Source organism: Streptomyces sp. WMMB303, from assembly GCF_029351045.1.
Lineage (GTDB): Bacteria > Actinomycetota > Actinomycetes > Streptomycetales > Streptomycetaceae > Streptomyces.
In genome coordinates, this window is record NZ_JARKIN010000001.1 from 4147766 (window position 1) to 4169707 (window position 21942).

Here is a 21942-nt window from a genome sequence, read left to right on the forward strand (position 1 = left end):
CGGTCCACCGCGCCGGGGCGGAGGGTGGCCGCAACGGGCACCGAGCAGGAGGTCGTGCGGATGAGCGGCGAGTTCGACGGCAGGGCCGCGCTGGTCACCGGCGCCGCCTCCGGGATCGGGTTGGCCGTGGCCCGCCGGCTCGCACGGGAGGGCGCCCGGGTCGTCGTCGCGGACCACGACGAGGACGGCGCGCAACTCGCGGCGGGCGAGCTGGAGACGACGGGAGCGACCGCCGAGGCGCTGGTCGTCGACGTCACCGACCCGGATTCCGCGCGGGAGGCGGTGCGGTTCACGACCGGAACCTTCGGCGCGCTCGATCTCGTGGTGAACAACGCGGGCGTGGGCGGTCCCTCGATGCCCACCGGCGAGTACGAGATCACCGCCTGGGACCGCGTCATCGCCACCGATCTCAGTGGAGTCTTCTACGGGCTGCGGTACCAGCTTCCGGTGATGGCCGCCGCGGGCCGCGGGGCCGTCGTCAACATGGCCTCCATCCTGGGCACCAACGGTTTCGCGGGCAGCCCCGCCTACGTGGCCGCCAAGCACGGCGTGGTGGGCCTGACCAAGACGGCGGCCCTCGAATACGCCGACAAGGGCGTGCGGATCAACGCCGTCGGGCCCGGCTTCATCGACACGCCCCTGCTCCGCGAGACGGACAACCCGATGCGGGAGCGCCTCGTCTCGCTGCATCCGCAAGGCCGCCTGGGCACCGCGGAGGAGGTCGCGGAGCTGACGGCGTTCCTGCTCTCCGACCGCGCCTCCTTCGTCCAGGGCAGCTATCACCTGGTGGACGGCGGGTACGCGGCGCAGTGACGCCACGCGTCCACCGCCCGCCGCGCTCCTCGGCTCCGCGGGGCGCCTGCGTGGGGCCGACGGGCAGGCGGTCGCGGGGTTCAGTCGGCCGGGTCGGGCGCGACGGCCGCGGCCTCCCGGGCCCGCCACAGCCAGGAACCGACCCCGGAAGCGAGCACCACGACGCAGGCGGAGAAGACCAGCCCCGCGTTGCGCAGCCCCAGCCCGGTGCTGAGCGCGCCCACCCCGACGACCGGCAGCGAGATCCCCAGATACGCGACCACGAACAGCGCCGAGATGGTGCCCCCGCGGTGCTCCTTCGGCGCCCGGCCGCTGACCGTCGCCATGGCCGATCGAAACGCCAGCCCCTGACCGATGCCCCCGGTCACCGCACCGGTCACCAGCAGCACCAGCGAACCGAGTACCAGCGAGAGCCCCACCTGCACCATGCCGACGACCAACCCCAGACAGCCCAGCGGAAGCGCCGCCGGGGCGCCGAGACGAGCGGACAGCGACTGTCCCAGGAGCGAAGCGCAGAAGACCGAGAAGACGACCGCACCGGAGACCGCCAGATTGCCGATGTGCAGGGTTCCGCTCATGAAGCCCGGCGAGACGGCGGTGAACAGCCCGAAGACGGCGAACCCCGTGAAGCAGGCCAGCGCCGCCGGAACGAACACCGGTCGCACCTGGCGCGGCACCGTCATCCCGCGCGGCCGCAGCCGGGGCCGCGGGCGGGGCGGGCGCGCGGTCTCCGGCAGCGCCAGCGTCAGCGCGCCCGCGGCGGCGAGCAGCACCAGGTGGGTGGCGAACGGCAGGGTCAGCGGGCGCGGCGCGTACTGCGCGAGAACTCCCGCCAGCAGCGGTCCGCAGCCGAGCCCACCCATGTTCGCGGCGGTCGCTGCGAAGCCCCGGCTGCCACCGGGCGCCAGTTCGAGGACGGCCGCGGTCGCGGCGCCGGAGAGGAGCCCGGCGGCGAACCCGGACAGCAGCCGCCCGCAGAACAGCAGCGGCAGCCCGCCCTCCAGCAGGAAGCACCCGGCGCTGGCCGCCGAGAGGAGCAGCGCGGCCAGCAGCACCGGCCGCCGGCCCAGCTTGTCCGAGTAGTCCCCGGCCACCAGCAGCGCGGCGATCACGCCCACCGCGTAGACGGCGAAGACGACCGTCACCATCAGTTCGCCGAAGCCCAACTCCTGCCGGTAGAGGCCGTAGAGCGGGGTCGGCAGCGTGGTGCCGGCCATGCCGACGGCGAAGACGAAGGCCGCCGCCGCGTACCGCAGCGGGCCGCGCCCGGCGGTGCCGTCCTCGGCGTCCTCGGCGGGGCCGCCCGCCGCGGTGGGGTGCGCGGCGCCGGCCGGCCCTCCGGAGCGCGCTCCCCGGCGCTCCAAGGAGCGACTACCCGGCCCAGGTGTAGCGGACCGCGCCCGCGATCCTGCCGTGCCCGGCCAGCACGTCCTCGGCCACGAAGACCACATCGGTCTCGGTGTCCAGCGCGGCCTCCACCGTCTCGTCCACGATGTCGTCGCGTACCTCCCCGGACGCGTCGCTGACCGCGTCGTCGGTGACCGACGCCAGATGACCGCCGGTCAGCCGGACCTTCTGCCGGTAGGACTCCTCGACCACCAGCAGCGCGAGCCGGCCCTCCCTCGCGGCCCGCCACACCTCGTCGATCCCCGAGACGAACTCCTTGCGTCCCTTGGCGTCGTCGAGCCGGCGGAGCGCGGTCTCGGCCCGGGTCCGCAGCAGTTCGGCGCGGGCGGGTGCGATGGCCTCCTGGACGACGGAGGCCCGCGCGTCGACGAGTCCGCCCTTGGGCACGGTGGCCAGCGCGCCGCGTGCCGTATGCGTGCCGACGTCGGCCAGTGCGCTCAGCCCGTGCTGCAATCCGGCCACCAGCAGCGGCCTGGGTTCGACCTCCAGCACCTTGGCGAGGTCGGCGTCCACGTCCCGCAGGTGCTGGAGGGCGGCCTCGTCCCGGTAGCCGGAGGTGACATCGCCGGTGCGGGAGGCGCGCTCGCGCTCGGAGAGGTCGGTCTCGTGCGCGACCGGGAATCCGAATCGGCGCTCCTCGGTGAGCTGCTCGCCCACCCCGCTCCACAGCCTGGCCCGCTCCTCGTCGAAGGTGAGCACCCAGTAGGGCCGGTTCTGCGCCCGGGCGGCGACGAGGTTGCGGGTGAGGAACGTGTGGTTGACGACGATGCGTTCGGTACCGGCACGCCGGGTCAGATGCCAGAACTGGTGCTCGCCCTGGGCCGCGAGGACGACCAGGGTGTCGAGTGTGTACACCAGATCCAGCTCGTTCTCAGCCTGTTCGAGCTGTTTGAGCACGTCGGCCCGCACCGACGCCGGCACCTGCGGGTCCGCGGAGAGCCGCCGGCCGGCCTCCGCGATGAGATTGCGCAGCCGCACCGGATCCTGCAGCTTGTCCGGCTTGGTGCGGTGGGTGGGCAGCACCAGGGTGACCGCCGGGTAGGGGCGCGGCTTCCGCAGTTCGGCGAGGACCTCGTCGGTCAGGTCGTTGGTGCGCATCGCTACCTCGTTCCGAAAGGGGAGGACGACCTCTCCCCAGCATCACGCGCGGCCCCCGGCTCCGCACCTCGGAGCCGGGGGCCGGATGGCGGGCGGCCGCCCGCGGGGGCGGCACCGGCGGGATGCCGGGCCCGCGGCGGGGACGTAGCCTGGAGAGGGCGCCCTGCACGCGGGGGAAGGAGCGGCTTGTGAAGTCAGATACCCACCCCGACTACCGCGAGGTGGTCTTCCGCGACCGGTCGGCCGGATACGCGTTCCTGACGCGTTCCACGGCCACCAGCGACACCGTGATCGAGTGGGACGACGGACGCACCTACCCGGTCGTCGACGTGGAGATCTCCTCCGAGAGCCATCCGTTCTACACCGGAAGGGCACGTGCCGTGGATTCCGAGGGACAGATCGCCAAATTCCGCCAGCGCTACGAGGGGACGACGCCGGACGAGATCCTGCACGCCGCTCCCGAGAGCGACCCCACACCCGAGGACCTGGTCCTCGCCTCCGGCCGCGACCTGTCGGAGGAGAACCTCCAGTGGGCCCGCGAACGCATCGCGGCAGAGGGCCGGGCCGCGTTGGAGCGCCGCCTGCCCTGACCGGCGGGCCGCGCTGGAGCGCCGCCTGCCCTGACCGGCACGAGCCCCGTCCTCGCTTCGGCAGGTGCTGGTGCTGCCCGAGCCCGAACGGCCGTGACGACGCTTGCCGGGGCGCCGGGCCGGTGCCCGGCGCCGGGGCGACCGCCCCGGCCCGGCGACGGCGCTCAGTCGGCGACGGTGAACCGCTCCCGCACGTGCCGCGGGTTCTCGATCTCGTCGAGGACGGCGACGGCGTAGTCCTCCATCGAGATGCGGCTGACTCCGTCGTCATCCACGACCAGGTCGTCCTTGCCGGTGCGGTACGTCCCCGAACGCTCTCCGGGCTCGATCGTCGCGGCGGGGCTGATGTTGGTCCAGCGCACGTCCTGGACGCCGCGCAGGTATGCGAGTGCGTCCCCGTGGGCGTGCATGATCTGCAGGATCGCCTCCGGGAGTCCCTCCGTGTCCCACACCCGGGAGCCGTCCGGCCTGCGCAGCGAGCCGGCACCGCCGACGAACACCAGTGGCGGCGCCCCGGCACCGAGTGCGCGCACTCCGGCGACCAGCGACTCGGCGGCCGGTTCGATGGTGGCCAGATGGCCCGGGCCGTCCTTGCCGCCTACCGCGCTGACGACGACGTCCGCGCTCCCGGCGACCGCCGCGACGGACTCGGCGGAGAGGACGTCGCCGGTGACGACCGTGACGGCCTCACCGGAGGCGACGAATGTGCCGGGATCCCGCACGACCGCGAGGACCTGGTGGCCGCGGTCGAGTGCCTCGCGCACGATCCTGCTGCCGATGTTGCCGTTGGCCCCGAAGACGGCGATTCTCGCCATGGTGGTACTCCTGTAGCGCCGAGCGGATGAGGAATGGGGGCGCCGAACGCGTGGCGCCTCGCCACCGTTCCCGCCGGGTCCCCCGCCAGGGGGACGACACCTCGAAGCTAACCGGGCGCCGGCCGCCCCGCGAGGTAGGGTCACGACCAGCCATGGTGAGAACCGGACACACGACCGCTTCCGCGTCCGCCGCGATCCCCGAGCTGCCGTACGCCCCGCCGCCGGGCGTCGCCGCCGCGGGTCTGGAAGTGCTGACGCTCTCCGAACTGCGCGCCCGCGGCGCCCGCGGGGGCCTGCGGCCGGCCGATCCGCAGCGGCCGGACTTCCACCAGCTCTTCGCCGTGGAGTCCGGGACGCTGCGGCAGTCCGTCGACTTCACCGAGCACGCCACCGGGCCCGGCGGCTGGCTGTGGGTGCGGCCCGGGCAGGTGCAGCAGTACACCGGCCTGCACGGCGCCGAAGGTGCGCTGATCCTCTTCCGGCCCGCCTTCCCCGATCCGGCGACGGCGGCGGCCGTGGGCCTGGACGAGGCAGCGGACGCGGTCGCGCGGCAGCCCCGCGACCAGAACGCCCGCGCGGTCCGGTTCGCCCTCGACCACCTGCGTTTCGAGTTCGCCGCCGAGTGGCACCCACCCGCACGGGGCACGCACGAGGACGTGCTGCGGCACCTGCTGGCGGTGCTGCTGCGGCGGCTCCTCGGCACACCCGGCGCGAACGGCACGGAGGCGCTCCCGCCGCCGGATGCCTTCCGCCGCTTCCGGGCCGCCGTCGAGGCCGACTTCGCCCGCACCCGCCGCGTCGCCGACTACGCCCGCGCCCTCGGCTACTCACCCCGCACCCTCTCCCGCGCCACCCGTGCGGCGGTCGGACTGGGGGCCAAGGAGTTCGTGGACCGCCGTGTCGTGCTGGAGGCCAAGCGCCTCCTGGCGCACACCGACCGCTCCGCCGCCCGGATCGGGACCGCTCTCGGCTTCGCCGACGCGACCAACTTCGCCAAGTTCTTCCACCAGCGCACCGGCGCCACCCCCGGAGCCTTCCGGACCTCGGTACGGAGCTGACCGCTACGGCAGCTCCAAGTCGGCCACCAGGCGGATGTCGGCCGCACTGCGGCCCGCGGCGAACCGGTAGGGGCCGGGACACGGCCGCCAGCCGGCAAGCGCGTCGTCCCAGGCCCGCACGGCGCGCTGCGGCACCTCCAGCTGCGCCTGCACCGAGTCGCCCGCCGCGGCCTCCACCACGGCGAAGGCCGCCAGCGAACGGTCCGCGCCCTCGGGGCCGAGATAGAGCTGGACGACCTCACGGCCCGGCCGGTGCCCGCTGTTGCGCACCCGCACGGTGACCCGGGCGACCGTCGCGTAGGGGTCGTCGCCGCCGGCGTCCCGGACGGTGATGTTCATCGACTCGTACTCCCACCGGGTGTAGCCGAGCCCGTGCCCGAACCAGTAGGCGGGCTCGGCACCGGCCGCACGCCAGGCGCGGTAGCCGATGCGAGGTCCCTCGGCGTACGGCAGTCGGCCGTCGCCGTCCGGAGTCACCTGGTGTACCGGCAGGTCGTCGGTCGCGTCCGGCCAGGTGGTGGGCAGCCGCCCGCCCGGCTCGGCAGCGCCCAGCAGCACCTCGGCGAGGGCTTCGCCGCCCGCCTCGCCGGGGAACCAGCACAGCAGCACCGCGGCGACCTCCTTCCGCCACGGCATCAGCACCGGCGCACCCGCGTTGACCACCGCGACGGTGCGCGGATTGGCCGCCGCGACGCTCCTGACCAGGTCGTCCTGACGACCCGGCAGGGCGAGGGTGTCCCGGTCGACGCCCTCGGTCTCGGACTCGTCCGTGGTGCCGACGCAGACCACCGCACAGTCCGCCCCGGCCGCGGCGCGGGCCGCGCGCTCGATCAGCGCCTGCTCGGGGACGGCCGGCGCGCCGTAGCCGAGTTCGAAGGAGATCAGGCCGAAGAGCCCGCCGACCCCGTAGGCGGGCACCGTGTGCAGGAGGCGTACCGGCAGCGGCGTACCGGCTTCGGCGTCCAGCAGGAAGGTGCGCTGTGGCGGGTTGAGGAACGCGGCGGCCGGGTCCTCGCTCTCGGCCTGCAGCTCGGCGTCGTAGAGCACCCGCTCTCCGGCCTCCAGGCGGAAGTGCCCGACACCGCGCACCGCGAGCCGGTGGGTACCGCCGGCCGTCGGCGTGAAGGTACCGACCAGCTCGACCCGGCCCAGATCGGCGGACGGGACTCCGCCGGGCAGATTTCCCATCCACCGCACGCTGCCGTCCCGCTGCTCCACCCGGGCCAGCTCGGCGTCGTCCAGGCCGTGCAGGACTGCGGTCAGCCGGAATCCGTCGTCGCCGCTCGCGGGGGCCAGCCGGGAGCGCGGGTCTGGTCCCGGCTCGTAGGAGACCTCCGCCCCGGACGGGAGCAGGGCGCGCAGCGCCTCCAGCGGGCTGCTGACCCGCTCGGGGAAGACCTGGGAGCTGCCGCCGCCACCGAACCGGGGCGCCCGGGCGTGCAGTCCGCTGACGGCGATCCGGCGCACGCTGCCGCCGGTGCGCCCCGCGAGGTCCAGCGGCAGCGCGGCAGCGTCGGGCCCGGCGCCCCGGCCCGGCCCCGCGGGCTCGTTGCGCAGCAGGACGCAGGACCGCACGGCGAGGTCCCGGGCGACGGCCGGGCCGTCGAGCGCCGCCGGCAGCGCGGCGGAGGGCACGGCCGGCGGCGCGCCGTCCAGGACTCCGACACGGGCGGCGAGCAGCAGGACCCGGCGGGCGAGCGCGTCCACCGCTTCCTCGGACACCCGGCCCTGCCGGACGGCGGCGACCAGGTGTTCGCCGTAGACGGTGTCGGGGCCGGGCATGGCCAGGTCGAGGCCACCGCGTACACAGCCGAGGGTGGAGCGGGCGCCGGTCCAGTCCGAGACCAGGGCCCCGTCGAAGCCCCATTCGCCGCGCAGCACGTGGTTGTTGAGCACGTCGTGCTCGCTCATCGTCACGCCGTTGACGCTGTTGTACGCCGCCATCAGCAGCCAAGGATCGGCGGTGCGCACGATGTACTCGAAAGGCTCGAGGTAGAGCTCGCGCAGAGTGCGTGCGTCCGCGCGGACATCGACGGTGTAGCGGTCGGTCTCCGCGTCGTTTGCCACGTAGTGCTTGGGCGTGGCGGCGACGCCCCCCTCCTGCAGCCCCGCGACGAGCGCGGCGCCCAGGACGCCGGTCAGTCTGGGGTCCTCCGCGTACGCCTCGAAATGCCGCCCGCTGTAGGGGGTGCGGTGCAGGTTGACGGTCGGCGCCAGTACGGCGTGCGCGCCCTTGCGGCGGGCCTCCTGAGCCAGCAGCAGTCCGGCGGCGCGGGCTGCCGCGGTGTCCCAGGTGGCGCCGATCGCGGTGGGGCACGGCAGGGCGACGCTGGGATCCTCGGGCGTCCAGCTCTCGCCCCGCACCCCCGCGGGGCCGTCCGAGAGGACGAGTCGGCCGAACCCGGCCGCCGATGGGCCGTCGTACGGGCCGACCGACCACATGTCCGTCCCGGCGAGGAGTGCCACCTTGCCCGGCAGGTCCAGTCCGGCCAGCACCGCCTCGGCCCGGGCTGCCCGCTCCCGCTCGCCCGCCGCCGGACGTCCCCCGTCACCGGGATGTGCGCCGGGACCGCGGTCAGCGTCGTACCGGGAGCTGTCGTCCATCTACGGCCCACACCGCCCATATCGCTCTTTGTCGATCGCCGGTTGCGGCCAGCTTCTCAGATCCGGCGGTGCTCGGACGCGGGAATCCGGGTGAAGTCATCACGTTGCAGGACGGGCCGCCGAGCGCCCGCAGCCCGTGGCATGCGCTCGGGTCCGGGCCGGAGCGACAACGGAATTCATGAAGAAACCGCAGTTCACAGCGGTGTTATCGGTACTGACAACGGTCACCGGTGCAGTCTTTGCAGCTACGCGACGCCATGGGTTTCACTGCTGTGGACCCGGGGGCGCGGGGGTGTCGGCCGACGGTGCCGGCAACACGGCCACGGGTAGCCGAGGAGCATCGACGGGGAGGACCGACGTGGGCACCAGGGACGAGCACGGACGCCGGAAGCCCGGCCACGGGCACGGACGGGAACCCGAGCGGGAGCACGGACCGGGGCACGATCACTCGGGGCACACGCATGGTGTCTCGGCCGGGGCCGACCGGCGCTGGCTGTCGGCGGCGCTGGCGCTGATCACCGTCTTCATCGTCGTCGAGACAGCCATCGCGGTGCTGGCGGGCTCGCTGGCCCTGCTGTCGGACGCGGCGCACATGCTGACCGACGCGTTCTCGATCGTGCTGGCACTGGTGGCGATGCGACTGTCGGCGCGACCCGCCCGTGGCGGCTTCACCTTCGGGCTCAAGCGTGCGGAGATCCTTTCGGCCCACGCGAACGGGCTGACGCTGATACTGGCCGCCCTCTGGCTGGGCTACGAGGCCGTACGCAGGCTGATCGATCCGCCCGAGGTGACCGGCTGGATGGTGCTGAGCACGGCGCTGGTGGGCATCGTGGTCAATCTGCTGGCCACCTGGTGCCTGTCCCGGGCGAACCGCTCCTCGCTCAACGTCGAGGGCGCCTACCAGCACATCCTCAACGACCTGTTCGCCTTCATCGGCACGGCCGTGGCCGGTCTCATCGTCCTGACCACCGGGTTCGCACGAGCCGACGCTCTGGCCACGCTGCTGGTCACCGTCCTGATGCTGAAGGCGGGCTGGGGACTGCTACGCGACTCCGGCCGCATCTTCCTCGAAGCCGCACCGGTCGGGCTCGACCCGGACGAGGTCGGCGCCGAGCTGGCCGCGACCGACGCGGTCACCGAGGTGCACGACCTGCACATCTGGACGATCACCTCGGGCGAGCCCGCGCTGTCGGCCCATGTCCTGGTGGAGCCCGGCGGCGACTGCCACCGTGTCCGCCGCGCCCTGGACCGGATGCTGGCCGAGCGGCACGGACTGACCCACACCACCCTGCAGATCGACCACGCGGACCGGTCGGCCGACGGCGGCGGCCGCACTCCGGCGGGGTCCGCGGCGGGCCACTGCGAGACCCCGCACGGCCCGGTGCACCTCGGCTGAGGGCGCCCGCCGGGCCGGGAAGGGCCGCCCGGCCCTGCCGGGCAGCGCCGGGCCACGCCATCGCTGAGCGGTCGTGCGCGGCCCGGCGGCCCCACGAAGCGGCGTCAGCGTGCTGGACCCGTGCCTGCGCGCTGCCTCGCGGGGCAGCACACACGCACGGGGGCGTGCGCCGGCTCGGGGTCGCGAGGAAGCACTCCGACCAACCGGCCTCCCCGCGCTTCCGTGGAGGTCCTCGGCTCAGCCGGCCTCCCCGCTCCGGCACGGGGCACCGCTGCCGGTGGGAGTCGGCGTGGGGGACGGTGACGGGGACTTCGTCGGGCCGGGCGACGGCGATCCGGAGTCCTGCGGGCAGCCCGGCGACTCGCCGGAACCACCGCCCGGAGTCCCGGAGTCGTCCGGATCGGGGGAGCCGGAAGCGGAACCGGTGGGGCGGGGGGTCGGTCCGCCGCCGGGTTCCGCACCGCCACCGCCGTCGGTGCTTCCGGATCCGGGAGTCCGGCCACCGGAGGTGGCGCCCCCGCCCTGGTCCTTGCCCTCGCCCTTGTCGCTCTTGTCCTGCTTCTTGCCTCTCTCGTCCTTCTGCTCACCCGCGCCGCCCGCGCCCGGGCTGGTGGGCAGCACCCCCTCGCGGTCCGGCACGGCGTGGGTGCCCTTGCGGTAGAAGTCGAACCAGGCGAGCACGGTGCGCAGATAGGCGCCCGAGTGGTTGTAGCTCAGGACCGCCGCGCGCAGTTGGGCGGAGCTGGTCAGGTCCCGGTCCCCGGCGCACAGGTAGCGGCCCGCGGCCAGCGCGGCGTCGTGGATGTTGTGCGGGTCCTTCCTGCCGTCGCCGTTGCCGTCCGCGCCCCAGCTCCGCCAGGTACCGGGGATGAACTGCATGGGGCCGACCGCCCGGTCGAACCGCGTGTCCCCGTCCCAGGCGCCGCCGTCGGTGTCCGTGATGCGGGCGAACCCGCCGCCGTCCAGCACCGGTCCCAGGATCGGCCTCCGGGTGGTGCCGTCGGACCGCAGATCGCCACCCCGCGCCTGACCGGACTCCACCTTCCCCAGCGCCGCCAGCAGTTCCCAGCGCAGTCCGCATCCGGGGGCCTGGGAGCGCAGCCGCCGCTCGGCGTTCCGGTAGGCGCGCAGCACGGTCGCCGGTATGCCGGATTCGGCCTCGGCCCTGGCTCGCAGGCCGGGGCTGCGGGCGGACCGGAGGCCGTCGGGGCCCGCCAGGGGCGGGAGTTCGACGTGGTAGGAACCGTCGTCGGCGGCGCCTTGTGGATACGGGGTGCCCGTGCGCACCGGCTTCCACGGTTCCCGGGCCTCCGGGGGACCGACCGCTCCGGGTGCCTGGGAGGCCGTCAGCGCGGCGACGGCCAGCGCGGCGAGCGCGGTGCCCGCCGCGCGCCGGCGCAGCCGGACGTGCCTGCCGCCGGCGGGGCGGCCCGGAGCGCTCCGGGCGCCGACGGCGGTGTGCCGGCCGCCCCGGCCGGGGCGGGTTCCCTCCTGCTGCGTCATCTGCTCGCTCTCCTCCCGGTGCGTGCCGGTCGATACGGGGCGGGACCGGTACCGGCCCGGAGCCCGGGCCGGTCAGTCGAGGGTGTCGATCGCGGTGATCCGCCACGCGCCGTCCTTGTGCACGGCGTTGACGGCGAGCATGGCGCCCGCGTAGGTGGCGTTTCCGTCGTCCGCCTTGTCCTTGGCCTTGTCCTTGGCCTTGTCCTTCGATTCGCCTTCGGACTTGCCTCCCGAACCGTCCGCGGAGCCGGCCTTCCCCGCGGTGCGGGCGCTGTGCTGGTCGGCGAAGAGGAGCACCCGCGCGCGGTCGCCCTCCAGTTCGGTGACCGCGCTGTCGGTGACCGTCGTCGTCAGGACCAGCTTCTGCGCCCGGTCCTGCGCCCGGACGCGGGCCAGCAGCGCGCGGTGCTGATCGACGGCGCGTCCGGTCAGCAGCCGGTCGGCCGCGCGCTCGTTCTTCTCCGGATGCGTGTGGTCGTAGGAGAAGAGCGCGTTGACCGCGCTGCTGACCTCGCCCTTGACCTCGCTGGTGCGGGCCGCGTCGGCAAGTGCCGAGTTGCGGGCCGAGGCGGTGTTCCGCACTTCGCGGGCCTCGCTCGCCGCCCAGCCGGCGAAGCCTCCGAAGACGAGGGTCAGCACCGCGCAGACCACCGGAAGCGTACGGGGAGCCCGCACGAGCCGCGAGAGGACAGCAGCGGGGAACCGGCCACGCGAGGTGCGCTTCCCCACCGCGACCTCGGCGACGGCCGCGGCAGCGGACGGCTCGGTCCGCGGCCTGCGCCCCGGCCGGACGGAGGCGCGGGCGGCGGGGCTGCTTCCGGCCCCGGCACCGGACGGCTTCCGGCCGGACTTCGCACCGGGGCGGGCACCGGGCTCGGCGCCCGCCCCGGAGGCGGTCCGCGCGCCGTTCCCGGCGTCGGTCTGCGCGGTCCCGGAGCCGGACTTGTGGACCGGCTGCTGTTCTTCTGCCGCGGGGGCGGAGCGCTCCGCCCCGGTGCGCGGCCGGGCCTCGAGGCGGCGTCGGCGGTTGACGAGGTGGCGGGTGGTCGACATGGGTTTCCTCCGGCTCTCCGGTCAGTCGCTCTCGTCCGGCTCGGCGGCGGTGTAGCCGACCGGCACCTGTTCGAGGGCGCTGAGCTTCCACCCCTCGCCGGTGCGGGTGAGCTCGCCCCGCATCCGGGTCTGCTTGGTGGCGGGTTTCTCGTCGGGTGCCTTGACCGTGGTGCGGACGGCGATGAGCATTCCGGCCCGTCCCGCGCGCTCGTCCAGCTCCGCCACGGCGCTGGAGAGGATGCGGGCCGAGGTGACGGTCTTGGCCTCGCGGATCTGCTTCTCGAACTCCTCGCGGCCCTTCTTGAGCTGGCCGCGCAGCTCGCCGGTGGTCGACTGCTCCCAGGAGTCCAGCCCGCTCTCCAGCTTGCGGTGGTCGAGCGTGTTGAGGTTCTGCACCGCCTGCTCGCCCGCCGCGCGCACCTCGTCGCGTGTGGCGGCGTAATCGAGCGTGTCGTCGTGCGCGGCGCCGTACCAGGAGAAGCCCGTCCAGGCCGCACAGGACAGTGCCACCACCATCAGGGCCACGGCAGCCACCCGCACCGGCCCGCCCGCCGGGGACCACCGGGTGCGCTGCCCCTCCCCATCCGCCTGTGTCGCCTCTGCCACGTCTCGCCTCTCCTTCCTCTTCCCGTTTCCCTGCTGCCGCAAGGGTGCTCCGCGATCCGCGTCCGCCCTCAGCGCGCCGTGATGCCGACGATCCGCCAGTCGCCGTGCTGCCGCCGGGCCGAGACGGAGAGCTGGGCGCCGGCGTGCGCGGGGTCGCGGCCCGCGCGGTGTGTGGTCTGGTCGAGGAAGACGAGGAGGTGGGCGCGGTCACCGTGCAACCGGGTCACCCCCACGCTCACCACGCGGGTGGCGAGGGTCAGCTTCTGCTTTCCCGCGCGCTTTCGGACCTGGCCGAACAGCGACTCGTACTGCTGCGCCGCCTTTCCCGCCAGCACCTCGTCGGCCGCCTTCTCCGTTCCCGACAGGCCCTCGGGGGTGTAGGAGAAGACGCGTGCGAGCGCGTCCTGGACCTCACCGGAGACCCTGCTGGTCGCCGCCCGGTCGGTGAGGGCCGCGTTCCGTGCGGCCGGACCGCCCGTCAGCTCGGCCGCCCGCACCAGGAATCCGGTCCCGGCGGCGAGTGCCGCCACGAGCACCAGCACCGCGCACCAGCGGGCCCGGCGCCGGGCCAGCAGGTCCGGCAGCCAGGCGGCGGCCCGGAGCGTGGATGCCCGGCGTCCTGCCCCGGCGCTCTCCCCTGTTCCACGTCTCCAGCGCATCTCAGCTCCCCTCCCCCACGGCGACCGGCGTCACCGAGGTGAGCTTCCAGCCCTGTTCCGTCCGTTCGAGCCCCGCCTGCATCCGTTTGCGGTCCGTCGCGGGGGTGCCGGAGCGGGTGGTGGTGCGGATCCGCAGCGTCGCGATGAGCGTCGCGGTACCCGCCGTGTCGTCCAGACCGGTCAGGGCCGCGTCGGTGACTTCGGCCCGGGCCGTGCTGCCGCGCTCCCGCAGGGCCTTCGCGTTCTTCTTCTCCGAACGGCGGAGCTCGTCGCGCAAGGGGCCGGTGGCGGCCCGGCGCCACTCGCGCAGATCGACCTCGATGTGCGCGGTGTCGACCGAGTTGAGGGTGGCCAGATGGGCGCGGCCTGCCGCCAGGGCCCGATCGCGGGCACGGGAGTAGGCGAGGTCGTCGTCGGTGTGCGCCCGCCAGTAGATCCACCCGGAGGACGCGCCGAAGAGCAGCGCCGCGACCAGGAGCGCGGCCAGCCAGACCGGTCCCCGCCCGGCGGGGCCGACCGGGCGGTCCGCTTCCCCGGCCGCTTCCCCGGCCGCGTCTTCAGCCGCATCCGGTCGGCGGGTGGTCTCCTCTTCGCTCACCTCGGTCGTCATCGCGCCTCCTTCAGCCCGAGCAGGCCGGCCATGTCGCGGGGCCCCGGGTCGCCCTCACCGACGGGGGCGGTGGCGGCGCCGGCGGCGTACGCATGCGGACGGGCCGGTTCGGGCAGCGGCCCCCCGGTGGGTGCGTTGGCCGAGCCGCGGACGTTCTTGCCGCTGGAGGGCGGGGAGGCACAGTGGGCACGGTCGTTGAGGGGCGGTGCCTCCCCCGTCTCCAGCCCGCTCCGGTAGGGGGTGTCGCCGTAGCCTGCCGTGCAGGGCAGCGGGTCGAAGAAGGCCAGGGCCATGCTGAAGGACGCGCCGTCGCGGGTGACGGCCGTGGATCCGGCGGCCGCCACCCGGGGCAGCTTGACGAGCAGTTCCTCCAGACCGCGCGCCCGGGTGACGGTCAGTTCGGCGGTCGTGGTGAGGTTGGCGAGCAGCACGCTGAGGCTGGGGTCGAGGTCCCGCAGCAGGCCGGTCACCTGGGTGGCGGCGCCCGGCGTCGCGGTGATGAGCCGGCGCAGGTCGGGGTCGGACTTCTTGAGCTGTCCGAGCAGTTCCTCGGCGCCGTCGGCGAAGTCGCGCAGGGCGCGGCCCTCCTCGCGCTGGGTGCGCAGCACGGTCGTCGAGTCGACGATGAGTCCGGTGGTCTCGGGCGCCGCGGCGTCGGCGGCGTCCAGGAACTCGCTGCCGGTGTCGAGCAGGACCTCCAGATCGTCGCCCCGCCCCTCGAAGGTCTCGCCCAGTTCGTCGACGACGGTGCGCAGGGAGCTGCGCGGCAGGTTGGCGACGAGGTTGTCCACGCTGGCCAGCACCTTGGTGGGAGGTGCCGGCACGGTCGTGTCGGGCTGCCGGATGACGGATCCCTCGTGCAGGAAGGGGCCCTCGCCCGTGTCGGGCCGCAGGTCGAGGTACTGCTCCCCGACCGCGGAGAGGTTGGCGACGTGCGCCGTGAGACCGGCGGGGATCCGTGGAGCCGACTTTCTGATCTTCAGTTCGGCGGAGACCCCGCTGTCGGTCAGGTCGAGGTCGCCCACCCGGCCGACGGAGACCCCGCGGTAGGTGACGTCGGCGTGCTCGTAGAGGCCACCGGTGCGGGCCAGTTCGACGCGGACGGTGAAGTAGTCGCGGAGGCCCACATACCGGCCCACGTCCGCGTAGCGCACTCCGATGACGCCGAGTACGAGCGCGGCGAGCGCCAGGAAGGCGATGTTCTTCAGGACGGTGGCGCGGGTCAGCATCAGCCCTCACTCCCGGTGGCGGTGACGGCGGGGAGCGGGAGCGGCGCCGCGCCGTCGCCCCCGGCGGCGCCCGGGTCCTGCGGGATGGGCTCCTCCTCCAGCGGTGGGGTCAGCGTGGTGCCGGGCGGCGCGGCCACGTTCAGGTACAGGTTGAGGTAGTCGCCCTTGACGCCGCGCAGCACCTCGTCGGTGAACGGGTAGGTGAACAGCACCTGGAGGGAGTCGGGCAGGTCCTGGCCGGAGTCGGCGAGGCGCCGCAGCGTGGGCGCGAGTTCCTTGAGATCGGCGACGATGTCGTCCTTGCTGCGGTCGACGGTGTCCACGGCGACCTCGGAGAGGGTGTCGAGGGAGCGCAGCATCGTCATGAGCTGGCCCCGCTGGTCCTCCAGCGTCGTCAGGCCCGGGCTGACGTCGGTCAGTACGGTGCCGATGCTCTTCTTCCGGGCGGCGAGGGTCGCCGAGAGCCGGTTGACGCCGTCCAGGGCCCGGGTGATGTCGCCCTTGTGCCGGTCGAGGTTCCCCACCAGCTTGTCGACGCGGCCGAGCACGGATCGGACCTCCTCCTCATTGCCTTCCAGGGCCTTGTTCAGTTCGGTGGTGATGGTCTTGAGCTGGTTGACGCCGCCCCCGTTGAGCAGCATCGACAGCGCGCCGAGTACCTCTTCGACCTCGGGGTTGCGGTTGGTGCGGGAGAGCGGGATGCGGGTGTCCCGGCCCGAGCCGTGCGCCGCGGCCGGTCGGGCCGCCGCGGGGGACGTGGTGTCCTTCTCCTGCGGCGGGGCGAGGAGTTGCACGTACTTCTCGCCGAGCAGGCTGGACTGCTCGATGCGCGCGTACGGCGTGCCGGGGAGCCGGACGTCTCCGTTGATCCGCATGGTGACCTCGGCCGTCCAGCCCTTCCCGGAGAGGGAGATGTCGGTGACCTTCCCGACGGTGACGTCGTTGACCTTGACCGCGGACTGCGGGACCAGGCTGAGCACGTCGCCGAACTCGGCGGTGACCTCGTAGGGGTGGTCGCCCAGATCGGCGCCGCCGGGCAGCGGCAGGTCCTCGATTCCGGTGAAGCGCGGCAGGTCGACCCCGCCGCCCAGCAGGGTGAGGCCGAGGGCCGCGGCGACGGCGGCCGCGGTGACGCCGGTGCCGACGCGTGCGGCTCGGGAGCCGCTCCTGCCGCGGACGGGGCTCATTCGCCGGCCTCCTCACCGGCGGCGTCCCGCCGTTCGCCGTCGGGGGTGCCGTAGACGGTGCCGGTCGGTGGCAGTGGCACGGCGGGCAGGGCCTCGCGCTCCTCGGGCGTGACGGGCACCAGTCCGGCGGTTCCGCCGGAGGCCGCCCCGGCGGCCGGGGTGAGGGGCCCGCCGATGCTGATCTCGTTGATGTCGGCGCGGTTGTCGAGGGTGCCCCGGCTCGGGTTGTAGGCCCGCAGGAAGTTGTCCGCGGCCAGCGGCGCGGTGTCGAGTGCCTCGGCGAGGGAGGCACGCTGCTCGACGAGGGTGCGGGTGATCGGCGCGAGTTTCTTGACGTTCTTCTTCAGATCGCCGCGGTTGTCCTTGATGAACTTCTTCACCTTGCCCAGTGCCGTGCCGAGTTGGGACAGCGCCTGGGCGAGGTTCTCCTTGTCCTCGGCGAGGAAGGTGGTGACGTCGCCCAACTGGCGTTCCGCCTGGCGCACCCGCTTGTCGTTGCGCTTGAGCATGGAGGTGAAGGACTTCAGGTAGCTGACGGTGCTGAAGAGGTCGCCGCTGTTCCCGTTGAGGGTCTTGGCGGCCTTGCCGAACTCCTCGACGGATGTGCCGAGCGCCTTCCCGTTGCCGTCCAGGTTCTCCGCGCCGACCGTGAGGAGAGCGGAGAGGGCGCCGTCGGAGTTGGCGCCTTCGGGCCCGAGCGCGTCGCTGAGTTCGGTGATGCTCGCGTACAGCTCGTCGACTTCCAGCGGTACGGAGTTGCGGCCCGAGGGCAGGACCGCGGCGTCCGCGAGCCGGGGCCCCTTCGTGTAGGCGGGGGTGAGCTGCACGTAGCGGTCGGAGACCAGGCTGGGTGCGATGACGACAGCGCGCGCGTCGGCGGGCAGCCGCACGCCCTCGTCCACGAGGAGGGTGACCTCGACCCGCTTTCCGTGCGGCTCGACCGCCTCGACCCGTCCGACGCGTACGCCCAGCACCCGCAGGTCGGAGCCCTCGTAGACGCCCACGGCCCGGTCGAACCAGGCGGTGACGCGCATGCCGTGCGAACCGCCGAGCACGGTCGCCCCGGCTGCCGCGACGCCGATCAGCAGGGTGAGGACGGTCCCCAGCACGAGTGTGCGGGCCCGCAGCGGGCGGCCGCCGGTGGTGGTCGAAGCGCGCATCAGCTCTTGCCTCCCGGTTTCGGCGGCCGGCAGTCGTTCTCGGGCGGGGTACCGGGAGGCAGGTACCGTGCGGGGACGAGGCCGCACAGATAGCTGTCGAACCAGTGGCCGTTGCCGAGGGTGTTGCCGATGAGGCGGTAGTAGGGGCCCGCGACCTTCAGCGCCGCGTCCAGCCGGTTGCGGTTCTTGTGCAGGACGTCGGTGACCCGGTCCAGGGCGCGCAGGGTGGGGCCCAGTTGCTTGTTGTTGTCGTCGACCAGTCCGGTCAGTTCGGTTCCCAGGTCGCGGGTTCCGGTGAAGAGCCGGTGGATGGCGGAGCGGCGGGCGCGGACCTCGGCCAGCAGTTGGTTGCCGTCCCGCAGCAGCGTGCTGAAGTCCGCGCGCCGCTGTTTGAGGGTGCGGGTCAGCTTCTTGCTGCCGCGCAGCAGTTGGGCGAGTTCGGTGTCCCGCGACGAGATGGTGCGGGAGAGCGCGGAGAGCCCCTTGGCGGCGCCGCGTACGTCCTCGGGGGTGTTCTCGAAGGTGTCGGAGACGGCCTGGAAGCTCTTGGCGAGTTTCTCGGAGTCGATCTCCTCGAAGGTGCGGCCCAGCCCGGTGAACGCCTGGGTGACGTCGTAGGGGGAGGTGGTACGGCTGGTGGGGATGCGCCGGGCGGGGTCCTGGCGGCCGCTGCCGAGCGGATCGAGGGCCAGGAACTTCTCCCCGAGCAGGGTGCGGATACTGATGGCGGCACGGCTGGCGTTGCCCACCCAGGTGTCCTCGACCTCGAATTCGACGGCGACTTCGGCGCCGTCGAGCACGACGGCGGAGACCTCACCGACCTTGACGCCGGCGACCCGTACCTCGTTGCCGGCCCGCAGCCCGGCCGCCTCGGTGAACTCGGCGGTGTAGGTGGTCCCGCCACCGATGAGGGGCAGGTCGTCGACGCGGTAGACGGCGGTGCCCAGCAGGGCGAGGAACAGGAACCCGACCAGGCAGACGGCGATCGGGTTGCGCTGCGACATCGGCTTGAGGCGGGGCACCCCGCGTCCCGTGCGGCCGCTCATGACCGGCACCTCGGCTGGGTGACGGCGATGCCGGTGGGTGGTTCGCTGCCGTCGGCCATGGTCAGTCCGCTCGTCCTCGCTTCGCACAGGTAGGTGTTGAACCAGGAGCCGTAGGACGCGAGCCGCGCGAGCGTCCTCATCTTCTTCGGCGAGGTGCGCAGGAACGACTCGAACTGGGGGGTCCCTTTGTCGAGTTGTTCGGAGAGCCGGCCCAACTGGCGGATGTCCTTCTTCAGCGGCGCCCGGCCGTCCTCCAGCAGTCCGGCCGTGGTGGTGGCCAGCCCGCCCATGGCGGTGACCGCGTCGCCCAGCGGTTCGCGGTCCTCGGCGAAGCCCGACACCAGGTCGCGCAGGCTGGTGATGAGCTCGTTGAAGCCCTTCTCCCTGGTGTTGACCGTCTTGAGTACCGAGTTCAGGTTCTTGATCAGGGAGCCGATGACCTTGTCGCGCCGGGCGAGCGTGGTGGTCAGTGAGCTGATGTGGCCGACCAGCGAGGTGACGGTGCCGCCCTCGCCCTGGAGGACGCTGATGATCTCTCCGGCGAGCTGGTTGGTGTCCTCGGGCGAGAGCCCCTGGAAGAGCGGCTTGAACCCGTTGAAGAGCTGGGTGAGGTCGAGCGCCGGTGTGGTGCGGCTGAGCGGAATGGTGCCGCCCGCGGCCAGGGTGCGCCCGACGATTCCGCTGCCGCGCTTCAGGTCCACGTACCGCTGCCCGACCATGTTGAGGTACTTCACCGAGGCGTGTGCCGAGGCGGGCAGGGCACGGCCTTTCTGCACGGAGAACCGCACTTCGGCGACCCGGTGGTCGACGACGCCGATCTCCTCGACCCTGCCCACCCGCACCCCGGCGATCCGTACGCTGTCGCCCTCGACCAGGCCGGTCACATCGGTGAACCGGGCACGGTAGGAGTCGGTCTCGCCCACCCCCGTGTCGGAGATGCTGAGTGCGAGCACGGCGGTGGCGAGGGAGGTCACCAGGATGAAGACGAGCGATTTGACGAGCGGCCCGGCGAGTGAGGCGCGTTTCACTTGAGTCTCACCTCCGTACCGCGCAGGGTCGGCCCGACCAGGACGCTGCTCCAGTCCGGCAGGTTCTTCGACGGCGCCAGCACCTCGTTGATGAGCTGGTTCTCCTGTGGTGAGTTGGGCATCCCGGTTCCGCCCCGGGCATCGGCGATGGTGGCGCCCTCACCGGCCGGTCCGGTGCGCTTCTCCCCGGCGGCCGTACCGTCCGCCGGGCCGAGGTAGGGGGCCGAGTAGCAGCGGGGGCCCCGCCCGGCCTCTCCGCCGTAGGCGGGGGCGTCCTCGCCTGGCCGGTAGGCGCCGCGGGAGCGGGTGACTTCCAGGTCGACGTGCAGCCCCGGGCGGTCGCTGCCCTTGCCCAGCGCCTGGTCCATCACAGGCACGAAGTTGGCGAGGGTGCGCAGCGTGCAGGGGAAGGACGGGGACCGGGCGGCCAGGATCCGCAGCGTGGGACGACTCGCTCCGGCGAGCCGGATGATGTTCTCCCGGTTCGCCCGCAGGAACCCGGTCAGTTCACGGGCGGTGCCGGTGGTGGTGCCGTATGCGGTGGCCAGGTCGTCGGCCTTCTCCACCAGGGTGCTGCTGGTGGTGGCGAAGTCGGAGAGCGCGTCGAGAATCCCGGGCGCGGTGTCGGCGTACAGGTGGCTGACCTTCACCAGTTCCTTGACGTCCTGGTTGAGGGCCGGGAGGTGGGGGTTGAGCTTCTTCAGGTAGCGGTCCAGCGCGACGAGGTTGTCCCCGAGCTCGGTGCCGCGGCCCTCCAGCGCCTGGGAGACGGCGGTGAGGGTGGCCGCGAGCTTCTGCGGCTGCACGGCGGTGAGGGTGGGCAGCAGGTGGTCCAGCACCTGCTCCAGTTCGATGGCGTTGCGGCTGCGGTCCTGCGGGACGGTGGCTCCGGCCGCGATCGGCCGGGGGGCCGGGTCCCGGGGCGGGACGAGGGCCACGTAGCGCTGTCCGAAGACGGTGGTGGGCAGCATCTGGGCGCGTACGTCGGCGGGGATGTGCGCGAGCTTGTCCGGCTGCAGCGCGACCCGCAGCCGGGCGCCCTTGCCGTCGGAGGTGATCTCCCGCACCTGCCCGACGACCACGCCGCGCAGCTTCACATCGGTGTTGACGTGCATCTCGTGGCCCGCGTGCGAGGTCTCCACGGTGATCTCGGCCGCGTCGGTGAACTGCTTGTCGTAGACGGCCACCGAGAGCCAGATCAGCAGCGCGGGGACGAGCAGCAGGGCCACCCCTGCCAGTCTGCGGCGCGGTGCGGCGCTCATCCGGCCACCTTCACGGTGGTGGTGGCGCCCCACAGGGCGAGGCTGAGGAAGAAGTCGGTGACGCTGATCAGCACGATCGCATTGCGTACCGAGCGGCCCACCGCGATGCCGACACCCGCGGGACCGCCGGTGGCGCGGTAGCCGTAGTAGCAGTGGGTGAGGATCACCATGACGCTGAAGACGAAGACCTTCAGGAAGGACAGCAATACGTCGGTCGGGGAGAGGAAGAGCCCGAAGTAGTGGTCGTAGGTGCCCGCCGACTGGCCGTTGTAGAAGACGGTGATGAACCGGGAGGAGAGGTAGGAGCTGAGCAGGCCGATGCCGTAGAGCGGGATGATGCCGACGACGCCGGCGATGATGCGGGTCGTGACGAGGTAGGGCATGGAGCGGATGCCCATGCTGTCGAGCGCGTCGATCTCCTCGTTGATGCGCATGGCGCCCAGTTGCGCGGTGAACCCGGCTCCCAGGGTGGCCGACAGCGCCAGGCCCGCGACCAGGGGGGCGATCTCCCGGGTGTTGAAGTAGGCGGAGATGAAGCCGGTGAAGGCTTCGGTGCCGATCTGGTTGAGCGCCGCATAGCCCTGCAGGCCGACCACGGTGCCGGTGAAGAGGGTCATCGCGATCATCACACCGACGGTGCCGCCGATGACGCCCAGCCCCCCACTGCCGAAGGCCACTTGGGCGAGCAGGCGCTGGACCTCCCGCAGGTACCGCGCGAGGGTCCTGGGGACCCACAACAGCGCGCGGAGGTAGAAGAGCAGCTGGTCGCCGGGTTCGTCGAGCCAGCCGAAGAGGCGTCCGGTCACGGGACGGGCCAT

General features: G+C 73.2%; 19 protein-coding genes and 1 pseudogene. 4 read left to right on the forward strand and 16 right to left on the reverse strand.

Annotated features, from left to right (window positions below; genetic code table 11):
• Positions 1-60 precede the first annotated feature (60 nt).
• Entirely contained in the window at positions 61-813 is a 753-nt protein-coding gene (locus tag P2424_RS18510) for an SDR family NAD(P)-dependent oxidoreductase (protein WP_276479018.1), read from the forward strand.
• Between the two features lie 80 nt (positions 814-893).
• Here the strand turns inward: P2424_RS18510 and P2424_RS18515 are convergent, their stop codons facing one another.
• Positions 894-2177: an MFS transporter gene (locus tag P2424_RS18515; RefSeq protein ID WP_276476859.1), complete on the reverse strand. Its 1284-nt coding sequence runs from the start codon at positions 2175-2177 to the stop codon at positions 894-896.
• A gap of 7 nt (positions 2178-2184) precedes the next feature.
• On the reverse strand, positions 2185-3318 hold the full coding sequence (locus P2424_RS18520; protein ID WP_276476860.1) for a hypothetical protein: 1134 nt from the start codon (positions 3316-3318) through the stop codon (positions 2185-2187).
• Between the two features lie 188 nt (positions 3319-3506).
• Between P2424_RS18520 and P2424_RS18525 the strand changes: the two are divergent.
• Positions 3507-3749 (forward strand): annotated as a pseudogene (locus P2424_RS18525) (type B 50S ribosomal protein L31); the annotation flags it as partial.
• 323 nt (positions 3750-4072) lie between these two features.
• Here P2424_RS18525 and P2424_RS18530 read toward each other — a convergent pair.
• Positions 4073-4723 carry an NAD(P)H-binding protein gene (locus tag P2424_RS18530; RefSeq protein WP_276476861.1) on the reverse strand — a complete coding sequence of 217 codons (651 nt, stop codon included), beginning with the start codon at positions 4721-4723 and terminating at the stop codon, positions 4073-4075.
• 152 nt (positions 4724-4875) lie between these two features.
• On the opposite strand from P2424_RS18530, the gene P2424_RS18535 reads away from it, so the two are divergent.
• On the forward strand, positions 4876-5781 hold the full coding sequence (locus P2424_RS18535; RefSeq protein ID WP_276476862.1) for a helix-turn-helix transcriptional regulator: 906 nt from the start codon (positions 4876-4878) through the stop codon (positions 5779-5781).
• 3 nt (positions 5782-5784) lie between these two features.
• Here the strand turns inward: P2424_RS18535 and P2424_RS18540 are convergent, their stop codons facing one another.
• Complete coding sequence (locus P2424_RS18540; RefSeq protein ID WP_276476863.1) at positions 5785-8385, reverse strand: glycoside hydrolase family 3 C-terminal domain-containing protein; 2601 nt, start codon at positions 8383-8385, stop codon at positions 5785-5787.
• Positions 8386-8743: 358 nt separating this feature from the next.
• Between P2424_RS18540 and P2424_RS18545 the strand changes: the two genes are divergently transcribed.
• Complete coding sequence (locus P2424_RS18545; RefSeq protein ID WP_276476864.1) at positions 8744-9781, forward strand: cation diffusion facilitator family transporter; 1038 nt, start codon at positions 8744-8746, stop codon at positions 9779-9781.
• Positions 9782-10018: 237 nt separating this feature from the next.
• Here the strand turns inward: P2424_RS18545 and P2424_RS18550 are convergent, their stop codons facing one another.
• The 12 genes from P2424_RS18550 to P2424_RS18605 form a co-directional block, all read right to left on the reverse strand.
• Positions 10019-11284 carry a lytic transglycosylase domain-containing protein gene (locus tag P2424_RS18550; protein WP_276476865.1) on the reverse strand — a complete coding sequence of 422 codons (1266 nt, stop codon included), beginning with the start codon at positions 11282-11284 and terminating at the stop codon, positions 10019-10021.
• A gap of 72 nt (positions 11285-11356) precedes the next feature.
• Entirely contained in the window at positions 11357-12337 is a 981-nt protein-coding gene (locus P2424_RS18555) for a hypothetical protein (protein WP_276476866.1), read from the reverse strand.
• Between the two features lie 21 nt (positions 12338-12358).
• Positions 12359-12943 (reverse strand): hypothetical protein, encoded by a 585-nt coding sequence (locus tag P2424_RS18560; protein WP_276476867.1) that lies wholly within the window; start codon positions 12941-12943, stop codon positions 12359-12361.
• Between the two features lie 68 nt (positions 12944-13011).
• Positions 13012-13602, reverse strand: coding sequence for a hypothetical protein (locus tag P2424_RS18565; protein WP_276476868.1), 591 nt, complete (start codon positions 13600-13602; stop codon positions 13012-13014).
• Between the two features lies 1 nt (position 13603).
• The gene (locus P2424_RS18570; protein WP_276476869.1) at positions 13604-14212 is read right to left on the reverse strand and encodes a hypothetical protein; all 609 of its coding nucleotides are present in this window, start codon (positions 14210-14212) and stop codon (positions 13604-13606) included.
• Positions 14209-15441, reverse strand: coding sequence for an MlaD family protein (locus P2424_RS18575; RefSeq protein ID WP_276476870.1), 1233 nt, complete (start codon positions 15439-15441; stop codon positions 14209-14211). Before P2424_RS18575 ends, P2424_RS18570 begins: the two co-directional genes overlap by 4 nt.
• Positions 15441-16628 (reverse strand): MCE family protein, encoded by a 1188-nt coding sequence (locus P2424_RS18580; RefSeq protein WP_276476871.1) that lies wholly within the window; start codon positions 16626-16628, stop codon positions 15441-15443. The genes P2424_RS18575 and P2424_RS18580 overlap by 1 nt, the downstream gene beginning before the upstream one ends.
• Positions 16625-17788: an MCE family protein gene (locus P2424_RS18585; RefSeq protein ID WP_276476872.1), complete on the reverse strand. Its 1164-nt coding sequence runs from the start codon at positions 17786-17788 to the stop codon at positions 16625-16627. Before P2424_RS18585 ends, P2424_RS18580 begins: the two co-directional genes overlap by 4 nt.
• A complete protein-coding gene (locus P2424_RS18590; protein WP_276476873.1) occupies positions 17788-18834 on the reverse strand; it encodes an MCE family protein in 1047 nt (348 codons plus the stop codon). The genes P2424_RS18585 and P2424_RS18590 overlap by 1 nt, the downstream gene beginning before the upstream one ends.
• Positions 18831-19862: an MCE family protein gene (locus P2424_RS18595; RefSeq protein WP_276476874.1), complete on the reverse strand. Its 1032-nt coding sequence runs from the start codon at positions 19860-19862 to the stop codon at positions 18831-18833. Before P2424_RS18595 ends, P2424_RS18590 begins: the two co-directional genes overlap by 4 nt.
• Positions 19859-21124, reverse strand: a complete 1266-nt coding sequence (locus P2424_RS18600) for an MCE family protein (RefSeq protein WP_276476875.1) — start codon at positions 21122-21124, stop codon at positions 19859-19861. Before P2424_RS18600 ends, P2424_RS18595 begins: the two co-directional genes overlap by 4 nt.
• Positions 21121-21942 (reverse strand): ABC transporter permease, encoded by an 822-nt coding sequence (locus P2424_RS18605; RefSeq protein WP_276476876.1) that lies wholly within the window; start codon positions 21940-21942, stop codon positions 21121-21123. The genes P2424_RS18600 and P2424_RS18605 overlap by 4 nt, the downstream gene beginning before the upstream one ends.